Below are 25,964 nucleotides of genomic sequence, written 5' to 3'. Positions count from 1 at the left end.
TGGCCCGAGGCGGGGGGCTCGAATAGTCCTTTTGTCTGTTCCCGTTTCGAGACGAGCGGGTCGCTACTCCCGGCGCAACACGAGCGCGTCGCCGTCGGCGTACGCCTCCGGTCGACGGTCGACCACCTCGAACCCGAGCCCGTCGTACAGCGCGAGCGCGGCGTCGTTGTCGGGGTGCGCCTGCAGCGTGACGGGGCCGTCGGCGTCCGCGATCACGGCCGCGAGGAGCCCCCGAGCGCGCCCCTCCCGACGGTGCTCCGGGTCGACGACGAGTTCGGCGAGGTGGACGCCGGCACGGCTCGGGGCGTCGACCGGCAGCAGGTAGCCGACGGCCCGGCCGTCCGCGACGCTCACGAACGCCGACCCGACCGCGAGCCCGTACTCCAGCAGGTCCGGGTTCGGCTGCCGGAGGTGGCGCTGTAGCTCGCGGATCCGGTCGGCGTCCGCCGGTCGAGCGGCCCGGACGCGCGGGTCGGGCGCGTTGGCCCCGTCGACGCCCGTCGATCGGGTCACAACGGCGCTCCCCCGAGCGCGGCGGCGACCGCGACCGCCGCGCCCGCCAGCGTCGCGAGGAAGTTCACGGCCTGGTTGCCGACGCGGTCGCCCTCCACCAGCGCGCCGAGGAGGCTGTCGACGGTCATGCCGGCGACGCCCGCGAGCACGACGATCCCGCCGCCGGCGACCGGATCGCCGACGGGCATTCCGACCGCGACGAGGGCGCCGACGAGGAGCGCGCCCGCGAGCCCCGCGATCTCGCCCTGCCAAGTGATCGCGCCGTCGGTGCCGGGCTCGACCCGCCGGAGGGTCGTGACGAGCCGCGGGTCGTCGTACAGGCCGCCGATCTCCGAGGAGAGGGTGTCGGCCATCGCGGTCGCGGTCGCGCCCGCGAACGCGAACGCGAACGGGGCGGCGGGGACGTCGACGTGGGCGGTCGCCGCGTAGCCGAGGAGCGCGACGAGCGCGACCGCGGAGTTCGCCAGCACGTTGCCGGTGCCGCGGGCGCCCTCGTTCTCCTGGGCGACGCCGCGGTCGGCCTTCTCGTCGAACCGGTACTTCGAGGCGAGGCCGCCGACGGCGTAGAAGGACATCAGCGTGAGGAACCACCCGACGCCGCCGAGCACGACCGCGAGCAGCGCGGAGAGCACCCCGGTCAGCATGCCGGGGACCGAGGCGGTGCCGAGCGCGAAGGAGACGTACCCGAGCGCGGCGGTCACGCCGAGCCCGAACGCGACGAGTGGGACGGTGACCGCGGGGTCGAGCGCGACGAACCCCCAGACCGCGAACGCGACGAGGATGACCGTGATGTGCGCGTCGCGGGAGAACACCAGCGACCGCACGAGCGCGGCGGTCAGCGCGGCCACGAACGCGAGGAAGACGAGGTCGGGGAGGGCGGTCGCCAGCGACGACGCCGCTCCCGCGAGGTCGACGCTCGGGGCGGGGACGGTCCCGTCGATCGAGAAGCCGCCGGTTACGCCGAGGGCCTCGGTCTGGAGCCGCACCGCGACCTGCCCGGCGAGGGCCGCGAGGGCCCCGGCGGCGACGTAGCCGGCGACGAGCGGGAACTCCTCGGTCGAGCGGCCGGCGACGGCCTCGCGACCCAGTCGCCCGCCCCCCACGGCGAGCGCCGCGGCGGCGAACGCCTCGTAGGGAAGCGGGGCGCGTGGGAGGGAGGCGAACAGCGCGAGGCCCGCGGCGGCGACCGAGAAGGCGACGAGCCCGTAGAGCCGTTCCTCCTCTCGGTCGCCCGGCAGCGCGAGCGTCTCGAACCACTCGCCGTCGCGGATCCCGAAGAAGGCGAGGCCGGCGACGGCGAGGAAGGGAACGACGGCGGCGTCGCCGAGCGTCGGCGCGAGGGCTGCGAGCGCGGCCACGGCGGCGAAGGTACTCGCGCGTCGGAGCCTCCGTATCACACACCCGGCTACCCGGGACGAACACTTAACGGTCCCGACACCGGCCCGCGGCCGGACGCGTCGCCGTCTGACGCTCGGCTCAGTGTCGGTACTCGTTGAACTGCACCGCGTGTCCCTCGATCACCCGCACGGGACGGTCCGGGTCATCCTCGTCGCCGGTCGCCTCCTCGTGCGTGTCAACGCCAGTCATACGAGTCCGGAAGCGGTCGATTTTGATAAGTGTTTCCCACGGACCGAACGTGGCGAGCGGTAGGCGCGTCGAGAAGCGACGGCGACTCGGGCGCGGCTCAGCCGACGACGCGGTCGATGTCGCCGAGGTCGTCAAGCACGTAGTCGGGGGTGACGCCGGCGGCGGCGAGCCGGTCGTCGTCGGTCACGCCGGACCGGACGAGGACCGTCGTCATCCCCGCGCGCTCGCCGAGCGCGATGTCCGTGTTCAGTCGGTCGCCGACGACGAGGCACCTCTCGGGAGGGTAGGGGAGTCGCTCGCGCACCATCTCGATCGCGGTGTCCGACGGTTTGCCGAGGACGACGTCGGGCTCGCGCTCGGCGACGCCGGCGACCGCGTTGATCACCGCGCCGGAGCCGGGCACGTCGCGCTCGGGGGCCGGGATGACCACGTCGGGGTCGGTGCCGATGAAGGGGACGCCGCGCTCCAGCGTCCACAGCGCGGTACAGAGGTCCCCGTAGTCGAACTCGCGATCGATCGAAGCGACGAGGGCGTCCGCGGCGTCGACGTCGTCGGTCGTCGCGAGGTCCGCAGCCGCGAACTGGTCGAACAGCCCGGGGGAGCCGATACACAGCAGCTCGTCGTCGGCGTGGTGCGCTCGGAGGTACCGCGTCGTCACCGTCCCGGCGGTGAACACGCCGTCGACGTGGACGTCGTACCCCGCCGCGCCGAGCCGGTCGACGTACGCGGACGGCGGCTTCGTCGGGTTGTTCGAGACGAACAGCGTCTCGATCCCGAGCTCGCGGAGCCGGCGGTAGCCGGCCGGCGCGCCCGGGATCGGTTCGTTGCCTCGCACGACCGTGCCGTCCACGTCGAGGACGGCGCCCCTGAACTCCATGTCGCCCGTCCGGACGCCACGGCCGTAGTGGTTGCGGGGCCGGCGCTCGTCGGTCGGCACGGGGGTGGCACAGATCCGATACCGGTTCCAGCTTCGGGATAACGGAAGGGTAAAGCGGCGCGACTCCCAACCAAGAGCCACTGTGACGACGACCCAGGTGACCCTCGTCCAGATCGACAACTACGGGCCGTGGACCGTGACGCCGAAGCCGCGCCGAGAGATGGACCTCCAGACGCTCCAGTCGCGGCTCTTCGCCGACGTCGCCCAGTTCGTGGGCCACCGCGACGCGTACGTCTTCTTCACGCGCTTCGACAACATGATCGCGGTGACGAACGGCGTGGACGGCGCGGCCCACGCGTCCCTCCAGGAGTCGATCGGGAACCGGTACCCGGTGAGCGTCAGCCTCGGCACCGCGGTCGCCGAGCGACCGGTCGACGCGCTGGAGGCCGCGAACCGCCGACTCCAGGTCGAGGGGAGCGCGCAGGACGAACAGCGGACCGAGGTGCTCGCCGGCGAGTACCTGACGGAGACGACCCCGTCGGACCTGCAGGTCGCTCACTTCGACGTCGTCGACGCCACCGGGAAGTACACCGACCGGCTCAACGAGTTCGACACGTTCATCAACATCGAGCAGGCGTACGCGTCGATCATGCGGTACCTCCGGGAGTCGCACGGCGCGCTCTCCTTCTTCGTCGGCGGCGACAACATCATCTCGGTCTGTCCGGACCTCCCCGAGCGGGCGTTCGCCGAGGCGGTCGCGCACGTGAGAGACGACGTCGACGTGGAGCTACAGGTCGGCGTCGGCCGCGGCGCCACGGCCCACGAGGCGGGCTTCGCCGCCAAACACGCGCTGGAGGACTGCCGACACGCGGGAACGAGCGTCGAGCTGTTCGGCGCGCCCGCCGCCGGCGACTGAGTCGCTCCGCCGGAGTTTTCAGATCTGATAACATCGGGTCCACGTTTTTATACACCGGAGTGAAACTCCCCGCCAACATGTCCGAAGAAATAGTGTTCGTCTGCACGGCGGACGGCTGCGACGAGGGCCCCTGGGAGGGAGCCCACGACGCCATGGCACACTGCGCCGAACACCCCGACCACGGCTACACCGGGCGCCCGCGAGACGAGGTCGCCGCCGACACGGTCATCCCCGCGACGGCGACGCGAAAGCGTGACAACCGGAACCTCCAGCACAAGGGACACCCGAAGGGCGCGCTCGCGAAGAACGACTGACCCTGGCCGACCCGTCGCGCCCGGCTCCCGCGGTCGGTCCCGACTGCCGGTCGTCCGAACGAGTGACCGGGAGCGGCGGTAGCTCGAGCGGGCCGCGGCTTTCCGCGGTTCCCGCCTTTCTGCGCCCTCCCTTCACGCGTCGTCGAGGAGCCCGAGGTCCTCGGCGACGAGGTCCGCGAGCCGGTCTTTCAACACCGGATCGACCTCCGCGACCTCCTCGCCGTCGTGTTTCCCGTCGTTGTGTCTGGCGAGCGCGTCCGCCACGTCGGAGAGCGGGACGCTGGTCTCCGTGTCACACTCGGTACACACGATCGGCACGGACGGATCGTCGGCGGACATGTTTCGGATAGTCGTCGGTCCTCGATATAGGCCTTCGGGCACGAAGGTCCGGCAGTCCGTACCGATCACTCCGCGGTTCCGGAGGACGGCGGCTCGCTGTCCTCCGAGTCGTCCGCGTCGTCGCCCTCGCTTGCCTCCCCCGACTCCGTCGCGTAGAACTCCTCGGGCGTGGCGTCGATCCGCTCGAACTCGTCGAAGTCGCGCTCGTGGTGGCGGATCGTCTGCTCGACGATCCACGCGCTGTAGCGCTCGGAGTACTCCCAGTCGCCGTCGGCGTCGTCGACGGCGAACCGGTCGTCGGTGGCGAGCGCGGCGTACAGGTGGTAGAAGCCGAGCACCACGTCGCCGAACTCCTTCGCTTCCCCGCCGACCTCGCGGCGCTTCTCCTCGAGCTCCTCTCGGCCGGCGTCGGTGAGCGCGAAGTACTTCCGGTCGGGCTCGTCCGCGCGCTCGACGCGCTCCGCGACGCCCTCCTCCTCGAACTTGTAGAGGATCGGGTACAGCGAGCCGTACGAGGGCTCCCAGTGGCCGCCGCTGATCTCGGTGATCTCGCCCAACAGCTCGTACCCGTACCGGGGCCGCTCGTCGAGCAGCTCCAACACGAGATACGAGATCAGTCCCTTCGGCGGCCCGCTCTTCCGCATTGTTCCTACGTCTCTGAGTCATCGTGAAAGCGTTTCGGTCGGCCGTCGATCGGCGGTCGAACCGCGGGCCCGTTCACGCCCGAGCGTCGCTCCGAGACGCGTCGTCCGACTCGGCCGAGAGCGCCCGTATGGTCTCGTGAACGCCGAGGACGAGCGCCGGCACGACGACCATGAAGAGGTGCTCTTCGATCGGGATCCCGAACAGGTCGTACCCGGTGCGCATCGCGATCTCGAAGACGCCGACCTCCAGCGTGTACCAGTCCCAGAGGTACGCGATCGGATACAGGGCGGCGATCGTCCGGGCCGCCTGCCGGAGCGCGCCGGCGTAGCGGAGCAGGGCGAACGCCAGCGCGCCGAAGGCGACCTCGGTGGCGAGGTACGTGTACGGCCCGAGGGCGGTGACGTCCGGAAGCGGGGTGCCGGACAGCGGCCGGAACCACACGGCGACGATCAGGAGGGCCAGGAAGACGTAGGCGCCGCGGATCAGGAGCATCGTCGCGATCGTCGGGTTGGCCCGTCTGGCCACCAGCGCCACCGAGCCGAACGCGAGCGCCGCCGCCGGCGCCGAGGGGGGAAACAGGCCGCCGACCGTCCCCCAGAGGACGCCGACGAGCCCGGTCATCAGGAGGGAGAACGCCAGCGTCCGGGCCCGCGGTCGGCCGAGCAGCACCGAGACGGTCCGTTTGTCGATCGACTTGTCGTACGCGTAGTCCTGTTCGTCGTCGATGATCTTCACGCCGGCGAGCGTCACGAGGAAGACGAGCGCGAACCCGAGTATCGCCGCGGTCACCTCGGTCGTCTGGACGTAGAACCCGCCGAGCAGCGCGAGCGCGATGCCGGTCGGGTACCCCAGCGTCGTGGTGAGCGGGTTCGTGTCGAGCTGCGGCGCGTGGAGGTACCCGATGAACCAGGTCGGGAGGGTGACGAGCGCGGCGCCCGGGCCGACGAGCGCGCCGAGCGCGAGCGTACAGACGGCGAAGCCGACGCCGGCGGCGAGGAGGGAGAGGCGACAGCCGCGGACCGTCATCGGGTGGTCGTCGTCCTCGCCGCGCCGGTAGAAGTCGACGTAGCCGTCCTTCACGTGTGCCGTGTACACCGCGAAGAAGATCGCGCTCATGTGGACCGCGCCGGCCGAGAGCGCGAACTCGCCGGCGACGGCCGCACCGAACCACGAGGCCGCGAGCGGCGGCAACATGAACACCGGGTGGACCTGCGAGAGCGCCGCCCGCAGGTCGGCCCGTAGTCCGCGTTCGTGCCGAGCGATGGCCATACGTTACCAACGCCCTCACCACGATTAATCCTGTTGGGAGTTCCACAGGTCTCGCCGCTCGGCCCGTCGAGAGAACTCCGGTCGGGACGCGCGCCGACGACTCCGGTCGGGACGCGCGCCGACGACTCCGGTCGGGACGCGCGCCGACGACTCGCAAACCCCTAAGTCCCGGCGCTCCAAGCCGACGTATGGTCGAGGCACCACAGACCGAGGAGGGGTGGTTCGCGCTGCACGACTTCCGGTCGATCGACTGGGACGCGTGGCGCGGCGCCACCGCGCGGGAGCGACGCCGAGCGATCGAGGAGGGCGAGGACTTCCTGAAACATCGCGAGCTGGTCACCGACGCCGACGGGGGGGACTCGGGACTGTTCTCCGTGCTCGGACACAAGGCGGACCTGCTGTTCGTCCACTTCCGGCCCACGCTCGACGACCTCTCGTCGATCGAGCGCCGGTTCGAGGACACCGCGCTCGCGGGCGTCACCGAGCGGACGACCTCGTACGTCTCGGTCACCGAGGTCTCCGGCTACGTCTCCGACGAGTACTTCGAGGACCCCGACTCGGTCGACGCCGGCCTCCGCCGCTACATCGAGGGGAAGCTGACGCCGGAGATCCCGGACGACGAGTACGTCTGTTTCTACCCGATGAGCAAGCGCCGCGGCGAGGAGTACAACTGGTACGACCTCTCCTTTGAGGACCGCGCCGACCTCATGGCCGGCCACGGCGAGGTCGGCAAGCGGTACGCCGGGAAGATCAAGCAGGTGATCGCCTCCTCTGTCGGCTTCGACAGCCACGAGTGGGGCGTCACGCTGTTCGGCTCGGACCCGACCGACATCAAGGACATCGTCTACGAGATGCGGTTCGACCCCGCCTCCTCGCGCTACGGGGAGTTCGGCGAGTTCTACGTCGGACGACGGTTCCCGCCCGCCGACCTCGGCGCGTACCTCGCGGGCGAGACGGTTCCGACGGGCGACGCGGACGACGGGGGTCACGGGGAGGGACACGGGCACGCTCGCGGCGAGGGCGGTCACCACGGCGACGACGCCCACGGGAGCCGCGGGGAGGGACACGAGCACGCCGGCGCCGGCGGCGGCTCCGCGCACGGCGACCATCCGCACGGCGAGGGGTCGGAGGGCGGCGAGGGCGACCATCCGCACGGCGAGGGGTCGGAGGGCGGCGAGGGCGACGGCGCCTCCGAGGAGGACATCCGCGGCGAGCTCGCGGACCTGGACATCTACGCCGGGAAGCCCCACGGCGAGGACGTGTACGCGACCGTGCTGTACAGCGAGGCGGACGTCGACGAGCTGTTCGACGAGGTCGAGGGGCTCCGCGGCAACTTCGACCACTACGGCACCCACGTGAAGACCGCGGTGTACGAGGGCCGGCACACCGACCGCGCGGCCGTCGTCTCCATCTGGGAGACGGGCTCCGCCGCCGAGACCGCGGCCGGCTTCCTCTCGGAGCTGCCGGGTGTCGTCGCCCGCGCCGGCGAGGAGTCCGGCTTCGGCACGATGGGGATGTTCTACACCGTCAAGCCCGACTACCGCGAGGAGTTCGGCGACACCTTCGACGGCGTCGAGGACCTGCTCTCCGAGATGGACGGCCACGTCGAGACCGACCTGATGACCAACGTCGAAGACGACAACGACATGTTCATCGCCAGCCAGTGGGAGGCGAAGGAGGACGCAATGGCGTTCTTCGGCTCCGAGGAGTTCCGCGAGACGGTTCAGTGGGGCCGCGAGGTGCTGGCGGACCGGCCGCGACACGTCTTCCTGGCGTAGGGACCGACCGATCTCGGGACCGAGCGAGGCCGAGACCGGGCCGCGTCGCCGACCGCCGGTTTTTAACTATCACCTCGGCGAACGGAGTCGTATGTTCGACACCATCGTGATCGCGACGGACGGCTCCGACAGCGTGCGTCGGGCCGTCGACGTCGCGGTCGACGTCGCCGCGCGGTTCGACGCGACGGTCCACGCGGTCTACGTCGTCGACAGCGGCGAGGTCGAGTCCACGCCCGACGAGGTCCGCGAGGACCTCCGCGACGCGCTCGACGACCACGGCGAGTCGGCGCTCGAACAGGTGACCGACGCCGCCGCGGAGCGCGACCCCGATCTGGACGTGACGGTCGAGGTGCGCGAGGGGCGACCGGCCGCCGAGATCTCGGGGTACGCGCGCGACGTCGACGCCGACGTCGTCGCGATGGGCACGCGGGGGCGTCACGGCGAGAACCGGTTCCTCATCGGCTCCGTCGCGGAGCGCGTCGTGCGGACCTGTCCGATCCCCGTGCTCACCGTCCGGCAGCTCACCGACGAGGACCCGCGCCGAACGACGATCTGAGCCCGCGCGACGCGGCGTCGCGCGGTCGTCCGGCCGAGAACGGCGGAGTTTTCCCGTTCCCGCCCGGCTCGGCGGTATGGACGACGATCTCATCGACGAGGCGGGGATCCCCCGCTCGCGGTACACGCGGCTGCCCGGCAAGGGCTTCTTCTACCCGGACTCGCTGGACGAGGAGCGCGCCGAGCGGCGGGCGAAGGAGGCGATCGAGGGGAGCGAGGCGGTGGTGATCGCCGACGGCGACGCGGACGGACTCGCCTGCGCGGCGATGATCCGAGAGGCGTACGACGCCGCGCTCGACGTCGCCGACTTCGAGGCGGCCATCGCGGCGCGGCTCGCGGCGGACGAGGGCGACGCTGACGACTCGCCGACGGTCGAGGACGACGCGGACGACCCCACCGCCGACGCCCACGCGCAGTCGCCGGTCGGGCTGGTCGCGGCGGGGCCGTACTCGCTCGACACGTCGCTCGAACGCGTGCTCGCGTACGCCGACGACGACGTCGACCTGTTCGTCTGTGACCTCTGCCCGGACGACTACGAGTGGATCGCGGAGCCGCTGGAGGCGCTCGCGGAGGCGACCGCCTCGATCCGGTGGTTCGACCACCACCAGTGGGACGAGGAGACCGCGGCGGCGGTCCGACGCCTCGGCGTCGACCTCGTCGTCGGCGCGTCGGACGAGGAGTGCACAGCGGACGTGACGCTCCGCTCGCTCGATCACGAGTTCGATGACCGGTGGGCCGAACTGGCGGCCGTGACGCGCGACCACGACCTCTGGATCAAGGAGGACCCGCGCTCGGACGACCTCGCCGACTACTCCTACTGGGCCGGCGCCGAGGAGTACGCGACCGTCGTGGGCGCGTACGGCGCGGACCTCCCCGATACGGTCGCGGCGTTCGTCGCCGACCGGCGCGTCGAGAAGGAGGCCCGGATCGACGACGCCGTCGGCCGCGCGGTGACTCACGAGGTCGGCGACTGGACCGTCGCGGTGACGTACGGCCGGTGCTCGCAGAACGAGGTCGCGGAGACGCTCCGCGGCGAGGGCGCCGACGCCGCGGTGATCGTCAAGCCCGCCGGCTCCGCGTCGATCCGCGGCTCGGAGGGGTTCCGACACGCTCACGAGGTCGCCGGGAAGGTGAACGGCGGCGGCCACCCGCAGGCGGCCGGCTGCAAGCCCGACATCTACGACGACATGCTCGACTACGCGCACCACTGGACGACCGAGGGACAGGCCTGTAAGCGGGTGATCCTCGCGGCGTTCGAGGCAGTCGCCGAGGAGGTCGCCGAGGCGGGTGCGGCGGCGGGCGAGGACTCGGGGGCCGAGTCCGACGCCGACGAGTAGGTCCGCTCCCGAGCGAACGCCCTCGAACCGCACACTTTGATGTCGGCCCGCCGCCCCGTCTCTCGCATGGCGGAAATCCTCGTGGCCGGCGAAACGCTGATCGACCTGCTGCCCGGGGCGGGGGAGACGCTCCACGACGTCGACGGGTTCTCCCACCGGCCGGGAGGCGCCCCGGCCAACGTCGCGGTCGGCCTCTCTCGGCTCGGCGCGGCGCCGGCGTTCTGGACGCGGCTCGGGAACGACCCGTTCGGCGACTTCTTGGCCGAGACGCTCGTCGCGGAGGACGTCCCCGCGACGCGGTTCGAGCGCGTCGACGGCAACACCACCCTCGCGGTCGTCTCGCCGCCCGGCGTCGACGGGCGACGGTTCCGCTTCTACGGCTCCGGGGACGTCACGTTCGGCTTCGATCCGGGGTCGATCCCGACCGACGCGCTCGCGTCGGTCTCGTGGGTCCACCTCGGCGGCGTCGCTCTGACGCACCCGGACGGCCGCGAGGCGATGCGCGAGCTGGCCGCGGCGGCCGGCGAGCGCGGCTGTACGGTGTCGTTCGACGTCAACTACCGCGAGGACCTCGTTCCGGACGGCGAGCGCGATGCCGTCGTCGACGCGGTCCGCGAGATCGTCGCCGACAGCGACGTGGTGTTCGCCAGCGACGAGGACGTGGCGGCCACGGGGATCTCCTCGCACGAGGGGGAGCGGCTGGGACGCGACCTGCTGGAACTCGGCCCGCACACCGCGGTGGTGACGCTCGGCGCCGCGGGTGCGGTCGTCGCCAGTTCGGCCGCGGCGCCGTGGGGCGAGCGGACCGTCCGGCACGGCGGATTCGCGGTCGACGCGGTCGACGCCACCGGCGCCGGCGACGCGTTCACGTCGGGGCTCGTCGCGCGGCTCTCCGCGGACGAGGTCGACCTCGCCGACGCGGTCGCGTTCGCCAACGCGACGGCCGCGCTCTCGGTCCGCGAGCGCGGCGGGATGACGGCGCTCCCCACCGAGGCCGGCGTCGAGGCGTTCCTCGCGGATCGGCGGTGAGCGGCGGCCGGCAGCCGGCGGAGCGACCCCGACGGCCGGGGGCTACTCCTCGCGGTCGCGCGTCGGGAGGTCCGGCTCGAACGCCGCCGCCTCGACGGCCATGTCGAGGACCTCCTCGACGTTCTCGTCCTCGGTGACGCTCATCGTCGCGTCGACGGACTCGGCCCGCACCGCCTCGAAGCGGTCGTGTTTGTTCGCCACCGTGAGGAGCGGGACGTCGTCGCCGAACAGCTCGCGGACCTCCTCGCGCAGCTCCAGCTGAACGTCGAGGGGGTAGCCGCAGTCGCCGGAGGGGTCGAGCACGAACACGACGACGTCGGCGAGGTGTTCGAGGGCGCTGACCGCCTGTCGCTCGATGTCGTTGCGATCCGCTTCCGGGCGGTCGAGCAGCCCGGGCGTGTCGACGATCTGGTACCGGACGTGGTTGCGCTCGAAGTGGCCGATCTGGACGCCGCGAGTCGTGAACGGGTACTCCGCGATCTCGTTGGAGGCGCGGGTGACGCGGTTGACGAACGACGACTTCCCGACGTTCGGGTAGCCGGCGATCACGATGGCGGGCTCGTCGGGCCGAATGTCCGGGAGCACCTTCAGCTGGTCCCGCGAGTCGCCGATGTACCGCAGGTCGTCGCCGATCTGGTCCATCACGTCGGCCATGCGCGCGAACGCCTGTTTCCGGTGTTTGCGCGCGGTGTCGACGTCGGAGTTGCGGATCTTCGTGGTGTACTCGTCGCGGAGGTCCTCGATCTGTCGGCTGGCCCACATCACCTGCGAGAGCGCCTGCCGGAGGCGGTCGACGTCGACGATGGCGTCGGCGAGCTCGTAGTAGAACGGGTCGACGTCGAAGCCGAAGTCCGGCCACGAGACGACGACGTTCTCCAGGTTGTCCGAGAGCACGTTGCCCGCGGTCCGCAGCATCGACTCCTGTGCCTCGTGGCCGCGCTTCGCGCGTCCCGCGCGGGCCGCCCGCGAGAACGCCTTGTCGACGAGTTCCTCCGAGCGGGGTGTCGTCGGGAGGCCCTCAAATATCATGTTGACGGCTCTTGCCCACCGACGCGTATAAGACCGTCCGTTCGGCGAGCGCCGCGACACGGCGGCACACGGGCGGACTCGACGAGGCGCGGCGGGGGCCTCGACCCCCCAGACGCACCGACGACGACGATCGATCGCTATCTTTCTCGCGCATATTTCGAGTCGTATTTATGTCCCAAAGGAATACGATCGGTGATGACACGCTCGTTCACGCCCACGACGTACGAGGACCTCGACCCGGACCGCCGTCCGAGCCTGGCGGCGGCGCTGGTCCCGGTCCTCGCGGTCGTCGCGTTCCTCGGCATCGGCTCGGCCGTCCTCGGCCTCGACCCGCACGCGCCGCTCCTGTGGAGCATCGCCTTCGTCGGCGCCTTCGGCCTCTGGCTCGGCTACGACTGGGAGGAGCTGTTCGACGGTATCGCCAACGGCCTCGCGATGGGGCTGCAGGCCATCCTGATCATCTTCACCATCTACGGGCTCATCGCGACGTGGGTGAGCGCCGGCACGATACCGGGGCTCATGTACCTCGGGCTGGAGATCCTCACGCCCCAGACGTTCCTCCCCGCCGCGGCGGTCGTCGCCGCGGGCGTGGCGTTCGCGATCGGCTCCTCCTGGACCACCGTCGGCACCCTCGGCGTCGCCTTCGTCGGCATCGGCTCTGGGCTCGGCGTCCCCGACCCGATGACGGTCGGCGCCGTCCTCTCCGGGGCGTACGCCGGCGACAAGCAGTCGCCGCTCTCCGACACGACGAACCTCGCGGCCGGCGTGACCAACACCGACCTGTACGCGCACATCCGCCGGATGCGGACCGGCACCCTGGTCGCCTTCGGGGTCGCGGTGCTCGGCTTCCTCGCGCTCGGGCTCCGCGCCAGCGGCGAGATTCCCGCGGGCCGGATCGCGGAGATCCAGGGCGCGCTCGGCGAGACGTACGCGATCACGCTGCTCGCGTTCGTCCCCCTCGCCGTCACCTTCGGGCTGGCGCTGCGCGGGTACGCCGCGCTGCCGACCCTCGTCGCCGGCGTCTTCGCCGGCGTGCTCACGACGATCCTCGTACAGGGCGCCGGCTTCGTCGGCGCCTGGGAGACGTTCATGTACGGCACGGCCCCGGAGTCCGGCTCCGACCTGGTGAACGAACTGCTCGCGACCGGGGGACTCACCGGCTCGGCGTGGACGATCACGGTCGTCGTCGCCGCGCTCTCGCTCGGCGGGATCCTGGAGCGAACCGGCGTGCTGGCGGTGATCGCCCGCGCGTTCACGTCGGCCGCGCGGAGCCCCGGCTCCCTCGTCGCCGGAACGGGCGTCTCGGCGGTCGCGATCAACGCGCTCACCGCGCAGCAGTACATGAGCATCGTGCTGCCGGGCGTCACGCTCCGGAACACCTACGAGGAGTTCGGCCTGGACACCGACCAGCTCTCCCGCGCCGTCGAGGCGGCCGGGACGCCGACCGGCGCGCTGTTCCCGTGGCACGCGGGCGCCGTCTACATGGCGGGCGTCACCGGCGTGCCGACGCTGGAGTACGCGCCGTACTACCTGTTCGCGTTCCTCTCGCCGCTCGTGCTGTTCGCCATGGCCGCGACCGGCTACAGTCTGAACGCGACGCCGACCGACGCGGGCGGCGTCGACCCCGCGGCGACTGTGGCCGCGGACGACGACTGAGAGCGGTCTCCGTCGACGCCCCTCCCTCACTTCTCCGCCGCTCCCCGTGGTCCGGTAGGTTTACCGCCGTCGACCCCCCGCCGTTCGAACATGAGCCTGGAGGTCGCAGTCGCCGTCCCGTTCAAACACCGCGCGAAGGAGCGGCTGGGCGAGGGCGAGTTCGTCGTCGCGCTGTCGCTCGACCGCGACTGGTTCTCGCCGGACCAGGCGAAGCGACTGGTCGACGTCGCGGTCGGCCGCGGGCTGGTCGCCGAGGAGGACGGCGACCTCGTCGCGCGGTTCGACCCCGACGAGGTGGTCGTCCCCGAGGGGTTCACCCCGGACGAGGCGATCCTCCGCGAGCAGTCCACCTTCGAGACCGCCCTCGACGCCATCGTCGCCGCCGGGGTCGAGAAGCAGCGCGCGGTCGCCTCCATCAACGAGCGGCAGCGCGCGCTCGCGGTCACCATCGAGGCGGCCGCGGTCCTCGTCGCGAAGGAGCACGGCGCCGCGGTCGACCACCTCGCGGCCGACGTGCGCGAGGGCCTCGCCGCCGAGGACACGCCCCACGAGGGCGACGCGGGTGACGCCTGATGGTCGACGAGCGCCTGACCGACGGCGTCCGGATCGGTCAGCTGCTCGCCTCGGAGCTCACCGGCGACGGGGGACGGCTCCGCGACCTCGCGCTCTCCGACGCCGACCCCGACGTCGAGCCGACTCCGGACGGCGCGCTCGCGTATCGGATCGTCCGCGCGGGCGACGGCGACCCGGACGACACCGACGTCGCCACCGTCAGCGCGACCGACGCCGAGACGGCCGGCGCCGCCCTCGTCGCCGAGGTGTACGTTCAGCCTAATCGCGTTCGGATCGAGTTCGTCGGCCGCGGTATTGACGACGGGGACGGACTTCCGGAGGCCGCCGCTGACGCGGCCGGCGAGGCGGGGCTTCGCGTCAGGCCGAAGGCGGTCCGACCGCCGAGAACGCTGGTCTTCGTCGAGGACGGCGCGCAGGTGAAGCGCGCGCTGCCGGTGTTCGCGGCCGTCGTCGACGCAAGATAGCGGACCATTGAGGAGCGGTCTCCCCACGAGTTACCGGCGCGTTCGCGTCCGCGAGCGGTAGCTCGCTGGAGCCCTCATCGCCGCGTACGACGCGCATTCTCAATACGGTGAAAACAATTCTAATTTATGTACTACTGCGGAATACGCGGGGTAAGGTGATGATACAACCGTCATGGTGGTGAGATCGATACGCGACGCCGATACGGATCTGCTTAACCAGCTCTCTGGCCTCACGGGACTCGGATGGACCGCGTCGGTACTGGGGTATCTGAGCACCGTGATCGGCTACGGAAACGGTCTGATAAGTCGGCTCGTCGCCGAGCCGCAGTCGCTCCTGTACGTCGGCGGTAGCTTCTTTCTTCTCACGCTCGGGCTCGACCGACTGCACGGCAAGATCGCGACCGAGCGGGACGCCGAGAAAGAAGGGGACGAGTAGCGCTCGCCGCCCGGCGTTCCGAGGTCGCAGGTGGTGTGTGCACGCTCGGCGATCCGCCCGTCAGGGGAACGTCGCCTGCGGGTGGATGGTCGACCCTCCCGGTTCCGTCCGTTCGTAATGTCGCCCCGTTTGAGCCGACGCGTTTTATATCTCTCCGAACCGCGGTTACGCCCGTGACGCTCGATCCGATCCACGTCGAGAACATCGCGCGACTCGCGTACGGCATCGCGAGCGACGTGGACACGACCGACCACGACGACCTCGCGGGGCAGGTGTGGCGCGACTGGCTCCCCGAGCTCCGGCGCGACGGCCGCGTCGTGGTCGAGCCCGTGGCCGCTCACGAGCGCCGGGTGGTCCCTATCGACGACGCGGCGCTCGCCGAGCGCCCGTTCGAGACGGTCCACGGGCTCGACTCCGGCACGATCAACCCCACGACGTTCAAGAACGGGCTCGTCGTCGACGTGGCCCACGCCGCGATGGCGAGCGAGCCGACGGACTTGGCGCTCCACCGCGACCGCACCATCGTCGCGACCGTCCACGCCGGCGACTCGACGGCCGACTTCGACGCCGACTGGTACCGCCGCGACGACGGCCACACCCGCCAGCGCGTGCTCCACGCGCCGCGAGTGAACCGGTACGCGGAGGGCGTCGTCCACGCGCTCGCGCTCTACCTCGCCGAGGGGACCCACGCGCTCGACCACGCCGACCGCGTCGACGACCTGCTCGTCCTCGACGGCCCGATCTACCCCAAGGAGCTGTTCACGTGGAACGACCGCAACCCCGAGCTGGGCGCGCTCGCCCGCGAGGCGAAGCCGCGCGCCGTCGTCGAGAAGTACGTCCGTCTCGTCGAGCGGTTCGTCGAGCGCGACGTGCCGCTCGCCGGCTTCGTGAAGAACCCCGCCAGCGGCGCGGTCGTCCGCGCGCTGGCCCGGAAGGGCGTCGAGCCGCCGTGGCCCGACGACACCGCGCTGTTCACGCGGCTGTTGGAGCGGCGGGCGGACCCGGACCAGTCGGGCGGGGCCGACGGCGGCGAGCCCGCTCCGGGCCGCCGCGGCGACCGCCTCGACGACGCGCTCACGTTCACGACCTGGTTCCACAGCCGCGGGGGCGCCGACGCGACGATGGCCGCCGACGGCGACGCGCTCGGGATCGACCGGGAGCTCGACCCCGAGCTGTACGAGCCCACGTTCACGGTCGTGTACGACCCCCGGACCGACGTGACCTACAAGCTGGAGGCCCCGTACGCGTTCACCCGCGACGCCGAGACCCGCGACCGGCTCACCCGGCAGGTCCTCGCCGACGTGGCGACGACGCGGGGACCGCCGAAGGCCGTCGCGAAGGCCGACGAGCTGGCGCGGATCAACGCCGCGGAGAAGGCCGCCCTCCGGCGGAAGTTCGAGGAGCGGTTCGACAGCGACCGGCAGGCGACGTACGACGACCTGCGGTGGGGGAAGGCGCGGTTCTGAGTCGAGGCGGCGCTCACCGACGGGGGGTCACAGCGCGCCCCACAGGAGCCCCGCGAAGATGATCGCGTTGTACAGCCCGTGTGCGAGCCCCGGGACCAGCACGTTCTCGGTCCGCTCGTAGAGCGCGCCAAGGATCGCGCCGAGGACCACCGTCACCCCCATGTACGCGACCTGTTCGGCGGCGGTGCCCTCGATGTTCCCGTGAAGCGCCCCGAACGCGAGGGCCGCGACGAGGATGGCCGGCGCGGCGTCGAACGAGCGCCGGAGACCGCCCTGAACCACGCCGCGGAGCAACAGCTCTTCCGCGGGCCCGACGACGAAGAGCGAGACGGCGATCATCGCGGCGTAGTAGGTAACCGGGTCGCCGGCGGCGGCCGTCGCCGGGTTCTGTCCGGTCCGGAGTCCGAACTCGCGGAGCGCGAGGAGGAGCCCGATCTGGAGGGCGTAGAGGGCGACCGCGGCGACCCCGATGATCCCGGCCTCCCGGAGCGACGGGAGCGAGACCGAGACGAGGTCCCGCTGGTCGGTGATCACGAGGTAGCCGACCACGGCCGGGAGGAACCCGGCGAAGGTGGCGACGGTCTGGAGGAGTGCGAACGCGTTCGTCTCGGGCGCGACGACGCCGACGCCGACCGCGGCCGAGGTGGCCAGCTGGGCGATCAGACTGGCGACGAGGAGCGAGAGGACGAGCGCGAAGGCGGCGCTCGCGACGTGGACCAGTCGATCGACCGGGACCGGGAGGTCGTCCGTCATCGGCGACGATTGGACGCGCGGCGTGTTAGGCGCTCCGAAAGCCGACGAGGCGGGCCGGCGTCGGGAGACGCGGACCGGGCGACCGAACTCAGGACCCGTCGACGCGGAGCTCGCGCTTGTCGGCCACGGCGTCAGCCTCCGCGAAGTCGCCGCCGCCGAGCAGTCCCCTGGCGGCCTTCTTCCCCCACTCGACCGCGGGCTGGGTGAACGTCGAGACGCTCGCCAGCTCGCCGTACAGGACGCAGGCGGCCTCCATCGCGTACAGCAGCTCGCCGAGGTTCCGCTCGTCGACGCGGTCGATCTCCACGCGCACGTTGGGGACGCCCGCGGCCGCGAGGCTCGCCTCGGTCGCCTCGAACTCGGCGTCGAGCAGGTCCGCGAGCGACGAGCCGCCCAGGTACGCGAGCCCGTCCAGGTCGGTCTCGGGGATCGGCGTCGCCGAGCGCTCTGTCGGGCGGATCAGCGAGACGAGCTTGTCCGGCGGCCCGGCGCGGTACAGCTGGAGCTGCGAGTGTTGGTCGGTCGCGCCGAGCGCCCGCGCGGGGGTCTGTCCGAGCCCGTCCTTCCCGAGGCTCTCGGCCCACAGCTGGGCGAACCACTCCGCGAACGTCTCCAGCGACTCCGCGTACGGCATCACGGCGTTCGTGAGCGCGCCGCGTTCGGCGAGCGCGTACGTCGCCGCGCCGTAGGCGTACGCGGGCGACTCGAACAGCGACCCCGACAGGCCCGCCATCCCGTCGCGCCCGCCAGCCAGCACGGCCTCGACGTCGTGTCCCTGCAGCGCCGGGACCGCGAGCCCGACCGTCGATAGCGCGGAGAAGCGCCCCGGGACGCCGTCGGGAACGTCGAGCGCGGGGAGGTCGTGGGCGTCCGCGAGCGCGCGGAGGTTCCCCTCCTCGCCGGTCGTGACGAGGGTGCGCTCGGTCCAGTCGACGCCCGCCGACTCCATCGCCTCGCGGACGACGAGGAAGTTCGCGAGCGTCTCCGCGGTCGTCCCGGACTTCGAGACGACGTTGACGACGGTGTCGGCGAGCGGGAGGTCGGCGAGGAGCGCGTCGACCGCGTCGGGGTCGACGTTGTCGAGGAAGTACGCGTCGACGTCGCTCTCGAGGGCGTTCGCGAGCGTCGCGGCGCCGAGCGCGCTCCCGCCGATTCCCACGGTGAGGACTGCCTCCGGGCGGTCGAAGCGGTCGGTCGCCGCCCGGATCGCGTCCGAGTCGGTCGTCTCCGGGAGGGTCAGCGCGGCGTAGCCGAACTCGTCGGCGGCCATGCCGTCGGCTATCCGGTCGTGCGCGACCGCGACCCGGTCGTCGAGTCGCTCCAGCGTCTCGTGCGTGAGTCCCGGTGTCGTCTCCAGTGCGTTGCCGAGGTCGACGTTCATACCTCTCCACGCGGGCGAGTGTGGCTTAAAACCGGCCGTCCTCCGGCCCTCAGTCGGCCGGAATCACGGACTCGTCGTCGAGCGCGGGTCGCCCGACCCACCGGTCGAACGCGAGCGGACCGGAGCCGAGCGTGAACACGGCGGAGGCCATGCCGAAGAGCGCCACGTGAGCGAGGACGGGATCGTCCGGGAGCCCGAACAGCGTCGTCGTGAACAACACGAACGAGAGCGCGGCCGCGCCACGGGTGAAGAAGCCGACGATCAGCGCGAGCCCGACCGCAATCTCCGTGACCCCGGCGCCGACGACCCACAGCCCGGGGTCGACGGGGACGACCGACGTCAGGTCGTACTTCTCGACGACGAGCAGCGCCCGGCCGGGGTCCGCGAGCTTCTCGATCAGTCCGAGGTAGACGAACGTGACCCCCATCCCGACCCGGAGGACCGTGGGGACGTACCGGCTCAGCGGGACCGTCGTCTCGTCGAGGAACGCCTTCAGGTGGTGGACCGGGTCGATCCGGCCGTAGTACGACCCCGGCGTGCTCGCGACCTCCAACAGCATGTCGTCGGCGCTCGGTCGGCCGCCGCCAAGGAGGACGAGCGCGACCAACGCCGGGACGTACTCCATCGCGATGACGACGCCCGGATCGACGGCGAGGAACACCCACGCGTACGTCACCAGGCCGACCGTCGAGACGATACGCGTCGCGAGCCCGAACAGGACGAAGAAGCCGAGCCCGATGAAGAGGACCCGGAGGAGCGGACTCGCGCTGGGGTCGAACGAGAGCGTCGGCGCGAACAGGTACCCCTGGAAGCCGGCGCCGACGAGCGGGAGCCCGACCGCGAGCCGCAGCATCCACGGGACGAGGTCGGCGTAGCCGGCGAGCGTCTCGCGGAGGACGACCACGTCGAGGATCGTCGGCCGGACCCACAGGTACGCGGCGAGCCCGGCGACCGCGAGCAGCCCGCTCCCGGCGAACACCGCCGCGTTGAACGGGTCGGAGAGGACCTCGACGGTGAACGCCACCGCGTCGAGCGGGTCGCCCGAGTCCTCGGTGACGTAGTCGACGTGGGCCGACACGGGTCGGGCGACGAGCGTCGCGAGCAGCGCGACCGCGGCGACGGCGACCGATCGGGAGCGAACGGACATACCCCGTCTAGGGACCGAACACACCTAACGCTGTTTCCTCACGAACGTTTGAGAGTGACTCTGAGGCGGCCGATTTCGCGAGACGGGCGCCGTCGCCTCCGGCGCCCGGCCGGTCAGTTCGACCCCCTCCGGCGCCCCCCGGTCAGTTCGACCCCCTCCGGCGCCCGCTCGTCCGGTCCCGCCGCCCGCCTACGGCGCGCGGGCGACGACGGCGAACGTCTCCGTTCGCGTGGAGTCGGAGACGACCTCGAACCCCTCGCGTTCCAGCGCGGAGACGGCGTCTGCGGCGGCGAACCGCTCGTCCACCGGCGGGCCGTCCGCGCCGTCGCCGTCGGCGGTCCAGTCGAAGGTGACGAGGGCCCCGCCGGACCGGATCACGCGCGCGAGCTCCGCGACCGCCGCGTCGCTCGCGAACTCGTGGTACGTCATCGTCGAGAACGCGCCGTCGAGCTCGTCGTCGGCGAACGGGAGGTCCGACACGTCGCTCGCGACGAGCTCGACGTTTTCGGGGACGCCCTTCTCCCGGTAGCGGTCGTGCATTTCGGTCTGTACGTCGACGCCGTAGACGCGCTCGACGTGCGGGGCGACGTCGTCGGTGTAGAAGCCGGTGCCGCTGCCGAGGTCGGCGACGACGCCGGCGTCGGCCGCGACGAGCGGTCCGATCAGTTCTTCGGCGGACACCCAGCGGTAGCGGACCTCGGGGCGCTCCAGCCGGTCCGCCCGCTCGACGTCGAACGTGTGGAAACCCATGTTCGGTCTTGTGCGCCAATCACCAAAACGCGTCCGGTCGGATCCGCCACTCACCACTCCGCGGCGAGCGCGTCGACGAGCCGGTCGACCTCGAACTCGGTGGAGACGGCGTGGACCGAGGCGCGGACCGCGTCCGGGTGCGGCAGCGACCGCACGACGATCCCCTCGTCGGCGAGGCGATCGACGGTCGCCTCGGGGTCGTCGACGTCGACCGTGACGAGTCCGCTCTCGAACTCGCGGGGGCTGCGGAGCCGGTCGGCGGGGATGCCCTCCTTGAGGCGGTCGGTGAGCGTCTCGATCCGGGACTCGATCGCGTCGAGACCCACCGCTTCGATCGCGTCGAGCGCCTCGACGAGGCCGACGTGGGCGGCGGCGGTCGCCGTGCCGACCTCGAAGCGCAGCGCGCCACGTTTGAACTCGATATCGTGAGCGTTGGCGTCCTCGACGCTGCGATAGCCGACGGCGCGGGGCGCCAGCTCGGCGGCGGCCTCGCGGTCGACGTAGAGGAACCCGGCCCCCCACGGCCCGAGGGTCCACTTGTGGCCGGCCGCGGCGACCGCGTCCGCGCCCCAGGCGGAGACGTCCATCCGGACCTGTCCGGGCGACTGGACCGCGTCGACGAGGGTGAACGCGCCGGCCTCGTTCGCGACAGACACGAGGTCCGCGACCGGTAGCCGCGTCCCGTGGGTCCACGTGATGGCGCTGAAGCAGACGAGCCGCGCGTCGGCGACCGCGTCGGCGTACGCCTCGCGGTCGACGCGGCCGCCCTCGGTCTCCAGGACGCGGACCTCGACGCCCTCCCGCTCGAGCCGCTTCCAGGGGAGGATCCCGGCGGGGTGCTCCAGGTCGGTCCGGACGACGACGTCGCCCGGGTCCCAGTCGACCGCGCCGGCGATCCGGGTAATGCCGTCGGTCGTGCTCTCGGTGAGGGCGATCTCGTCAGACTCGGCGCCGACGAACCGGGCGATTCGCTCGCGGACCGCCTCGTACGTCCCGAAGGCGTGGCCGTACGGGTCGGTCGTAGACGAGCCGTACTCGTGGTCGGCGATGAACTCGGCCGCGGCCTCGACGACGTACGTCGGGCTCGGCCCGTGCGCGCCGAAGTTGAAGTACGCCGCCTCCCCCAGCGCCGGCACGTCCGCGCGCAGCTCTCGGGGCGTCATCGAGTCGACGTCGCGGTCGGCCATTCAGGCGGTGTGCGCCGCGATCGCGTCGGTCAGGGCGTCCTCGCTCTGCGCGCCGACCACGCGGTCGGCGAGTTCGCCGCCGGCGAACACGAGCAGCGTCGGGATGCTCTGAACGCCGTACTCGGCCGCGAGCGCCTGGTGGACGTCGACGTCGACTTTCAGCACCGCGGCGTCCGTGTTCGCGGCGACCGCCTCCACGGCGGGCTCCATCATCTGGCACGGGCCGCACCAGTCGGCGTAGAAGTCGACGAGGACCACGTCGTGCTCGGCGACGAAGTCGTCGAACTCGTCGGCGTCGGACAGCTGGATCGGCTCCGCGGGAACGGATTCGGGTGAACTCATACCTCACGCTACGTTCCCGGCGCTCATAATAGTTTTGGGCAAAATACACAATACCGTGTGGACGAGTGTCACTGCCGCTCCGAACCACTCGGGCGTACGCGCCCGCCGACGGAACCGCCGCCCTCGCCGACAGTCATTAGGCGGTGAGGGGCCCTGGGGCAAACGAATGACCGACGCGACAACTGCGACCGCCCGCCGTCGGGCGCGGTCGCACCGAGCGCGCCTGCTCGCGACGCTGCGGGTCCAGTACCCGGACGCGCTCGCGGACCGGGGATACCGCCTCCTCCACCCCGAGACGGGGGACCACTACACCGACGAGCGGCGGCACCTGGTCGCCACCTGTCGATCCATCGCCAACTTCGCGCTCGGCGCGCTCGCCGACGGCCCGGACTGGTGTCTCCCCGCGGCCGAGCACGGCCTGGCGTTCCTGCGCGAGGCCCACCGGGCCGACGACGGCGGCTACCGCCTCGTCGTCGACGCCGACGGCGCGCCGGTCGACCGCACCCGGTCGGCGTACGGGCACGCGTTCGTGCTGTTGGCGTACGCTCGGGCCACGGACGCCGGGATCGAGGGCGCCCGCGAGGACCTGGCGGCGACCCACGCGCTGATCGAGGAGCGGCTCCGCGACGACGCCGGGTTGCTCCGGAGCGACTGCGACGAGCGCTGGAACGAACTGGAGCCATACCGGGGTCAGAACGCGAACATGCACGCCTGCGAGGCGTACCTCGCCGCGTACGAGGCCACGGGCGAAGGGACGTACCTCGACCGGGCGAGCCACCTCGCCGAGGCGATCGCGGTCGACCTGGCGACCGAGACCGACGGTCTCCTCTGGGAGCACTACACCCCCAAGTGGGACCACGACTTCGCGTACAACGCCGACGAGCCCCGCCACCAGTTTCGGCCGCCGGGGTACCAGCCGGGCCACCACGTCGAGTGGGCGAAGCTCCTCGCGCTCCTCGACCGGTACGACGAGGCGGGACCGGCCGGCGCGGGCGAGGCGGACGGCGCCCCCGGCCGCGAGGGCGACGGTTCCGCCGCCGGCTGGTACGACCGCGGGCTCGAGCTGTTCGACGCCGCGGTCGACCGCGGCTGGGCGGAGAACGGGTTCGTGTACACGCACGCTGCCGACGGATCGGTCCTCGTCCCCGACCGCTACGGCTGGGCGCTGGCGGAGGCGATCGGCGCGAGCGCGGCGCTCGCGGAGCGGGCGACGGCGCGCGGCGACGCGGACGCGGCCGCGCGGCTGCGTCGCTGGCACCGGCGGCTCCTCGTCCGGACGGACCTGTTCCGCGGGCCGGCCGGCGTCTGGTACGAGAAGCGCCTCTCCCCGGACGCCGACGGCGACCTCGTCGCGCCGGAGCCGCCCGGCGTCGAGCCCGACTACCACCCGGCCGGCGCGTTCTTCGAGGGCTGGCGCTCGGCGCGGTCGGAGGCGGAGACACGCGAGGAACGGGACTGATCGGAGCGGCCGGCTACTCGCAGGTCTCGGCCTCGGCGTACCGCTCCGGCGTGTCGGTGTACCGCTCCGGCAGGTACGGCGTCAGCGCCGCCGGCACAAGGGGGATCACGAGGGCCGCGAGCTCCGCGAGGTGTCGGCGGAGAGCCGTGTACACTACGGCGACGAGCAGCGTCCCGACCACCAGCAGTCGGAGCCGCCCGCCGAGCAGGTAGAGGAGCGGGAGCGACAGCCCGACCGAGAGCGCGAGGTCCTCGGCGGCGCCGTCGTACCTGACGCCGGGCCGCGGCGCGACCCATCGCTTCCGGTAGTGATCGTACACCGCGCGGTCGGAGTTCCCCTCCCACGGCCGCAGCTCCAGGCCGCCGCCGTACATGTCCGAGGCGCTGTGGAGCGCCGCCCCGAGGAGGAACAGCGCCGCAGCGACGGTGACTGCGGACGGGGCCGCCAGGGCGACGACGAGGGCGACGCCGGCGGACGCGGAGTAGTACACCGGGTAGTGGAGGGCCTTCCGGTGGCCGGTGTACATGTCGAGGTCGGGAAAGAGACCGCCGAGGAAACCCGCGACGAACCCGACGGTCGCCAGCTCCGGCGCCACGCGCACGAGGGGCGCGGCGAGCAGCATCCCGGCCAGCACGTGGGTCGGCAGCATCATCGTGACGGGACGAAAGCGACAGAACGGTATTAACGTGTCGGCGGACGGAGACTCCTCGCGGTCGGCCGACAGGATTGTTACCCCGACGCTCCGAGGTACCGATCATGCTCATGACGCCGGGGCCGACCGCGGTCCCCGAACCCGTTCGCGACGCGATGAGCCGCGAGCTGATCAACCCCGACGTGGACCCGGAGTTTCAGCGGATCTACGGCCGGCTCACCGACCGGCTGGCGGCGGTGTACGGGGTCGAGTCGGGCGAGTCGGAGGGGCGGTCAGACGGTTCGCCCCGCGACGTCGTCGTCCCCGGCGGCGAGGGAATCCTCGGGCTGGAGGCCGCGATCGCCTCGCTCGTCGAGCCCGGAACCGAGGTTCTCTGCCTGTCGAACGGGCTCTACGGCGACGGCTTCGCCGACTTCGTCGAGTCGTACGGCGGCGAGGCGACGCTCGTTTCGACCGACTACGACGCGCCGCTCCCGCTCGCGGAGCTGGAGTCGGTCCTCGCGGCCGGCGACCACGACTTCGAGCTCGCGACGATGGTCCACTGCGAGACGCCCACGGGGACGCTCAACGACCTCGAGCCCGCGCTGGACCTGCTGGAAGAGACGGACGGGGAGACCCTCACCGTCGTCGACGCGGTCTCCTCGCTCGGCGGCGTCCCGGTTCCGACCGAGCGGATCGACGTGTGTCTGGGGGCCTCCCAGAAGTGCTTCAGCGCGCCGCCGGGGCTCACCACGGCCGCGATCAGCGAGCGCGCGTGGGACGCGATGGAGGAGAGAGGCCCGCACTCGCTGTACACGAACTTCCTCCCGTGGCGAGACATCTCGGGGGGCTTCCCGTACACCCACCTCACGACCGAGGTCGTCGCGCTCGACACGGCGCTCGGGCTGTTGCTGGAGGAGGGGCTCGACGCGGTCCGAGAGCGACACCGGGCCGCTGCGGAGCGGTGTCGCGAGCGCGGCGCGGAGTTGGGGCTGGAGCCCTACCCGGACCCCGAGCGCAGTTCGCCGACCGTGACCGCGTTTCACACTCCCGGGCGGGCCGAGGAACTGCAGCGCCGACTCCGCGAGGAGCGCGACGTGCTCGTCGCGACGGGACTGGGGGCGCTGTCGAACGATATCCTGCGCGTCGGCCACATGGGACATAACGCGCGGGTCGAGCGCGTGGAAGAGACGGTGGACGCGCTGGAAGCCGTGTTGTGAATCGCGGATGAATCTGTGGCGGGTGGTCCCGTTGCACTCTTCGGTGACGGGTGATTCTGACCCGCTGAGCTGACTGTAGAGGGCACGTCTCTCGTCTTTCGCTCGCTCGTTCACCGCCGGACAAAGAATATTACCGCTTGACACGCACGCCGTTGTATGTCCCCGACTCGTCGGCAGTTCCTCCTCGCAAGCACGGGCGGGTTCACCGCGATCGCCGGGTGTGCGGCGCTCTCGGATCCGGAGCAGTCCCTGCTGATTTCGGTCCACAATCATACCGAGTCACGTCACGAGGGAGCCCTTCTCATCGAGGA

The 25,964-nt window shown here is 71.6% G+C and carries 27 protein-coding genes; 13 read left to right on the top strand and 14 right to left on the bottom strand.

Going from position 1 to position 25,964, the window contains the following annotated elements; genetic code table 11:
* Positions 1-63: 63 nt before the first annotated feature.
* From U4E84_RS00855 to U4E84_RS00845, 3 genes are all read right to left on the bottom strand, one after another.
* Entirely contained in the window at positions 64-513 is a 450-nt protein-coding gene (locus U4E84_RS00855) for a GNAT family N-acetyltransferase (RefSeq protein ID WP_322530199.1), read from the bottom strand.
* Positions 510-1,910 carry a DUF92 domain-containing protein gene (locus tag U4E84_RS00850; RefSeq protein WP_322530198.1) on the bottom strand — a complete coding sequence of 467 codons (1,401 nt, stop codon included), beginning with the start codon at positions 1,908-1,910 and terminating at the stop codon, positions 510-512. Before U4E84_RS00850 ends, U4E84_RS00855 begins: the two co-directional genes overlap by 4 nt.
* Before the next feature lie 287 nt (positions 1,911-2,197).
* Complete coding sequence (locus U4E84_RS00845) at positions 2,198-2,977, bottom strand: HAD-IIA family hydrolase (RefSeq protein WP_322530275.1); 780 nt, start codon at positions 2,975-2,977, stop codon at positions 2,198-2,200.
* Between the two features lie 142 nt (positions 2,978-3,119).
* Here U4E84_RS00845 and U4E84_RS00840 point away from each other — a divergent pair, with 142 nt between their 5' ends.
* Together U4E84_RS00840 and U4E84_RS00835 are read left to right on the top strand one after the other, a co-directional pair.
* Positions 3,120-3,893: a GTP cyclohydrolase IIa gene (locus tag U4E84_RS00840; protein ID WP_322530197.1), complete on the top strand. Its 774-nt coding sequence runs from the start codon at positions 3,120-3,122 to the stop codon at positions 3,891-3,893.
* 77 nt (positions 3,894-3,970) lie between these two features.
* A complete protein-coding gene (locus U4E84_RS00835) occupies positions 3,971-4,207 on the top strand; it encodes a hypothetical protein (protein WP_322530196.1) in 237 nt (78 codons plus the stop codon).
* Positions 4,208-4,339: 132 nt separating this feature from the next.
* On the opposite strand, the gene U4E84_RS00830 is transcribed toward U4E84_RS00835, so the two are convergent.
* The 3 genes from U4E84_RS00830 to U4E84_RS00820 form a co-directional block, all read right to left on the bottom strand.
* Positions 4,340-4,546 carry a hypothetical protein gene (locus tag U4E84_RS00830; protein WP_322530195.1) on the bottom strand — a complete coding sequence of 69 codons (207 nt, stop codon included), beginning with the start codon at positions 4,544-4,546 and terminating at the stop codon, positions 4,340-4,342.
* Between the two features lie 65 nt (positions 4,547-4,611).
* Positions 4,612-5,190 carry a PadR family transcriptional regulator gene (locus U4E84_RS00825; protein WP_322530194.1) on the bottom strand — a complete coding sequence of 193 codons (579 nt, stop codon included), beginning with the start codon at positions 5,188-5,190 and terminating at the stop codon, positions 4,612-4,614.
* Between the two features lie 73 nt (positions 5,191-5,263).
* Positions 5,264-6,460, bottom strand: a complete 1,197-nt coding sequence (locus tag U4E84_RS00820) for a lycopene cyclase domain-containing protein (protein ID WP_322530193.1) — start codon at positions 6,458-6,460, stop codon at positions 5,264-5,266.
* Positions 6,461-6,648: 188 nt separating this feature from the next.
* Between U4E84_RS00820 and U4E84_RS00815 the strand changes: the two genes are divergently transcribed.
* The 4 genes from U4E84_RS00815 to U4E84_RS00800 all read left to right on the top strand — a co-directional run bounded on the left by U4E84_RS00815 (position 6,649) and on the right by U4E84_RS00800 (position 11,159).
* Positions 6,649-8,238 carry a heme-binding protein gene (locus U4E84_RS00815; protein WP_322530192.1) on the top strand — a complete coding sequence of 530 codons (1,590 nt, stop codon included), beginning with the start codon at positions 6,649-6,651 and terminating at the stop codon, positions 8,236-8,238.
* A gap of 91 nt (positions 8,239-8,329) precedes the next feature.
* The gene (locus U4E84_RS00810) at positions 8,330-8,794 is read left to right on the top strand and encodes a universal stress protein (protein ID WP_322530191.1); all 465 of its coding nucleotides are present in this window, start codon (positions 8,330-8,332) and stop codon (positions 8,792-8,794) included.
* A 76-nt stretch (positions 8,795-8,870) separates the two neighbouring features.
* A complete protein-coding gene (locus tag U4E84_RS00805; RefSeq protein ID WP_322530190.1) occupies positions 8,871-10,130 on the top strand; it encodes a phosphohydrolase in 1,260 nt (419 codons plus the stop codon).
* 66 nt (positions 10,131-10,196) lie between these two features.
* Positions 10,197-11,159, top strand: coding sequence for a PfkB family carbohydrate kinase (locus U4E84_RS00800; RefSeq protein ID WP_322530189.1), 963 nt, complete (start codon positions 10,197-10,199; stop codon positions 11,157-11,159).
* 42 nt (positions 11,160-11,201) lie between these two features.
* Here U4E84_RS00800 and U4E84_RS00795 read toward each other — a convergent pair whose 3' ends face one another.
* The gene (locus U4E84_RS00795) at positions 11,202-12,188 is read right to left on the bottom strand and encodes a GTPase (RefSeq protein ID WP_322530188.1); all 987 of its coding nucleotides are present in this window, start codon (positions 12,186-12,188) and stop codon (positions 11,202-11,204) included.
* A gap of 195 nt (positions 12,189-12,383) precedes the next feature.
* Here U4E84_RS00795 and U4E84_RS00790 point away from each other — a divergent pair, with 195 nt between their 5' ends.
* The 5 genes from U4E84_RS00790 to U4E84_RS00770 all read left to right on the top strand — a co-directional run bounded on the left by U4E84_RS00790 (position 12,384) and on the right by U4E84_RS00770 (position 16,783).
* Positions 12,384-13,844 carry a Na+/H+ antiporter NhaC family protein gene (locus U4E84_RS00790; protein ID WP_322530187.1) on the top strand — a complete coding sequence of 487 codons (1,461 nt, stop codon included), beginning with the start codon at positions 12,384-12,386 and terminating at the stop codon, positions 13,842-13,844.
* Positions 13,845-13,934: 90 nt separating this feature from the next.
* Positions 13,935-14,417: a DUF2240 family protein gene (locus U4E84_RS00785; protein WP_322530186.1), complete on the top strand. Its 483-nt coding sequence runs from the start codon at positions 13,935-13,937 to the stop codon at positions 14,415-14,417.
* Positions 14,417-14,881 (top strand): hypothetical protein, encoded by a 465-nt coding sequence (locus U4E84_RS00780; RefSeq protein ID WP_322530185.1) that lies wholly within the window; start codon positions 14,417-14,419, stop codon positions 14,879-14,881. Before U4E84_RS00785 ends, U4E84_RS00780 begins: the two co-directional genes overlap by 1 nt.
* A 172-nt stretch (positions 14,882-15,053) precedes the next feature.
* Positions 15,054-15,317, top strand: a complete 264-nt coding sequence (locus tag U4E84_RS00775; RefSeq protein WP_322530184.1) for a hypothetical protein — start codon at positions 15,054-15,056, stop codon at positions 15,315-15,317.
* A 173-nt stretch (positions 15,318-15,490) separates the two neighbouring features.
* Positions 15,491-16,783 (top strand): DNA double-strand break repair nuclease NurA, encoded by a 1,293-nt coding sequence (locus tag U4E84_RS00770; RefSeq protein ID WP_322530183.1) that lies wholly within the window; start codon positions 15,491-15,493, stop codon positions 16,781-16,783.
* A 27-nt stretch (positions 16,784-16,810) separates the two neighbouring features.
* Here U4E84_RS00770 and U4E84_RS00765 read toward each other — a convergent pair whose 3' ends face one another.
* The 6 genes from U4E84_RS00765 to trxA all read right to left on the bottom strand — a co-directional run bounded on the left by U4E84_RS00765 (position 16,811) and on the right by trxA (position 22,343).
* Positions 16,811-17,536, bottom strand: a complete 726-nt coding sequence (locus U4E84_RS00765; protein WP_322530182.1) for a type II CAAX endopeptidase family protein — start codon at positions 17,534-17,536, stop codon at positions 16,811-16,813.
* Positions 17,537-17,624: 88 nt separating this feature from the next.
* Positions 17,625-18,917 (bottom strand): glucose-6-phosphate isomerase, encoded by a 1,293-nt coding sequence (locus tag U4E84_RS00760; RefSeq protein WP_322530181.1) that lies wholly within the window; start codon positions 18,915-18,917, stop codon positions 17,625-17,627.
* A gap of 49 nt (positions 18,918-18,966) precedes the next feature.
* Positions 18,967-20,064 carry a DoxX family protein gene (locus U4E84_RS00755; RefSeq protein ID WP_322530180.1) on the bottom strand — a complete coding sequence of 366 codons (1,098 nt, stop codon included), beginning with the start codon at positions 20,062-20,064 and terminating at the stop codon, positions 18,967-18,969.
* A 189-nt stretch (positions 20,065-20,253) separates the two neighbouring features.
* Positions 20,254-20,814 carry a class I SAM-dependent methyltransferase gene (locus tag U4E84_RS00750; protein WP_322530179.1) on the bottom strand — a complete coding sequence of 187 codons (561 nt, stop codon included), beginning with the start codon at positions 20,812-20,814 and terminating at the stop codon, positions 20,254-20,256.
* A gap of 50 nt (positions 20,815-20,864) precedes the next feature.
* Positions 20,865-22,001 (bottom strand): aminotransferase class V-fold PLP-dependent enzyme, encoded by a 1,137-nt coding sequence (locus U4E84_RS00745; protein WP_322530178.1) that lies wholly within the window; start codon positions 21,999-22,001, stop codon positions 20,865-20,867.
* On the bottom strand, positions 22,002-22,343 hold the full coding sequence (gene trxA / locus U4E84_RS00740) for a thioredoxin (RefSeq protein ID WP_322530177.1): 342 nt from the start codon (positions 22,341-22,343) through the stop codon (positions 22,002-22,004).
* 166 nt (positions 22,344-22,509) lie between these two features.
* Between trxA and U4E84_RS00735 the strand changes: the two genes are divergently transcribed.
* Positions 22,510-23,802, top strand: a complete 1,293-nt coding sequence (locus tag U4E84_RS00735) for an AGE family epimerase/isomerase (protein ID WP_322530176.1) — start codon at positions 22,510-22,512, stop codon at positions 23,800-23,802.
* A 13-nt stretch (positions 23,803-23,815) separates the two neighbouring features.
* Here the strand turns inward: U4E84_RS00735 and U4E84_RS00730 are convergent, their stop codons facing one another.
* Positions 23,816-24,454, bottom strand: coding sequence for a metal-dependent hydrolase (locus U4E84_RS00730; RefSeq protein ID WP_322530175.1), 639 nt, complete (start codon positions 24,452-24,454; stop codon positions 23,816-23,818).
* Between the two features lie 104 nt (positions 24,455-24,558).
* Between U4E84_RS00730 and U4E84_RS00725 the strand changes: the two genes are divergently transcribed.
* On the top strand, positions 24,559-25,653 hold the full coding sequence (locus tag U4E84_RS00725; protein WP_322530174.1) for an alanine--glyoxylate aminotransferase family protein: 1,095 nt from the start codon (positions 24,559-24,561) through the stop codon (positions 25,651-25,653).
* Positions 25,654-25,964 lie beyond the last annotated feature (311 nt).

This window comes from Halorubrum sp. AD140 (assembly GCF_034497445.1).
Classification (GTDB): domain Archaea; phylum Halobacteriota; class Halobacteria; order Halobacteriales; family Haloferacaceae; genus Halorubrum.
Note: the sequence above shows the minus strand (reverse complement) of the source record. Positions and strands in the feature narration are given on the sequence as shown.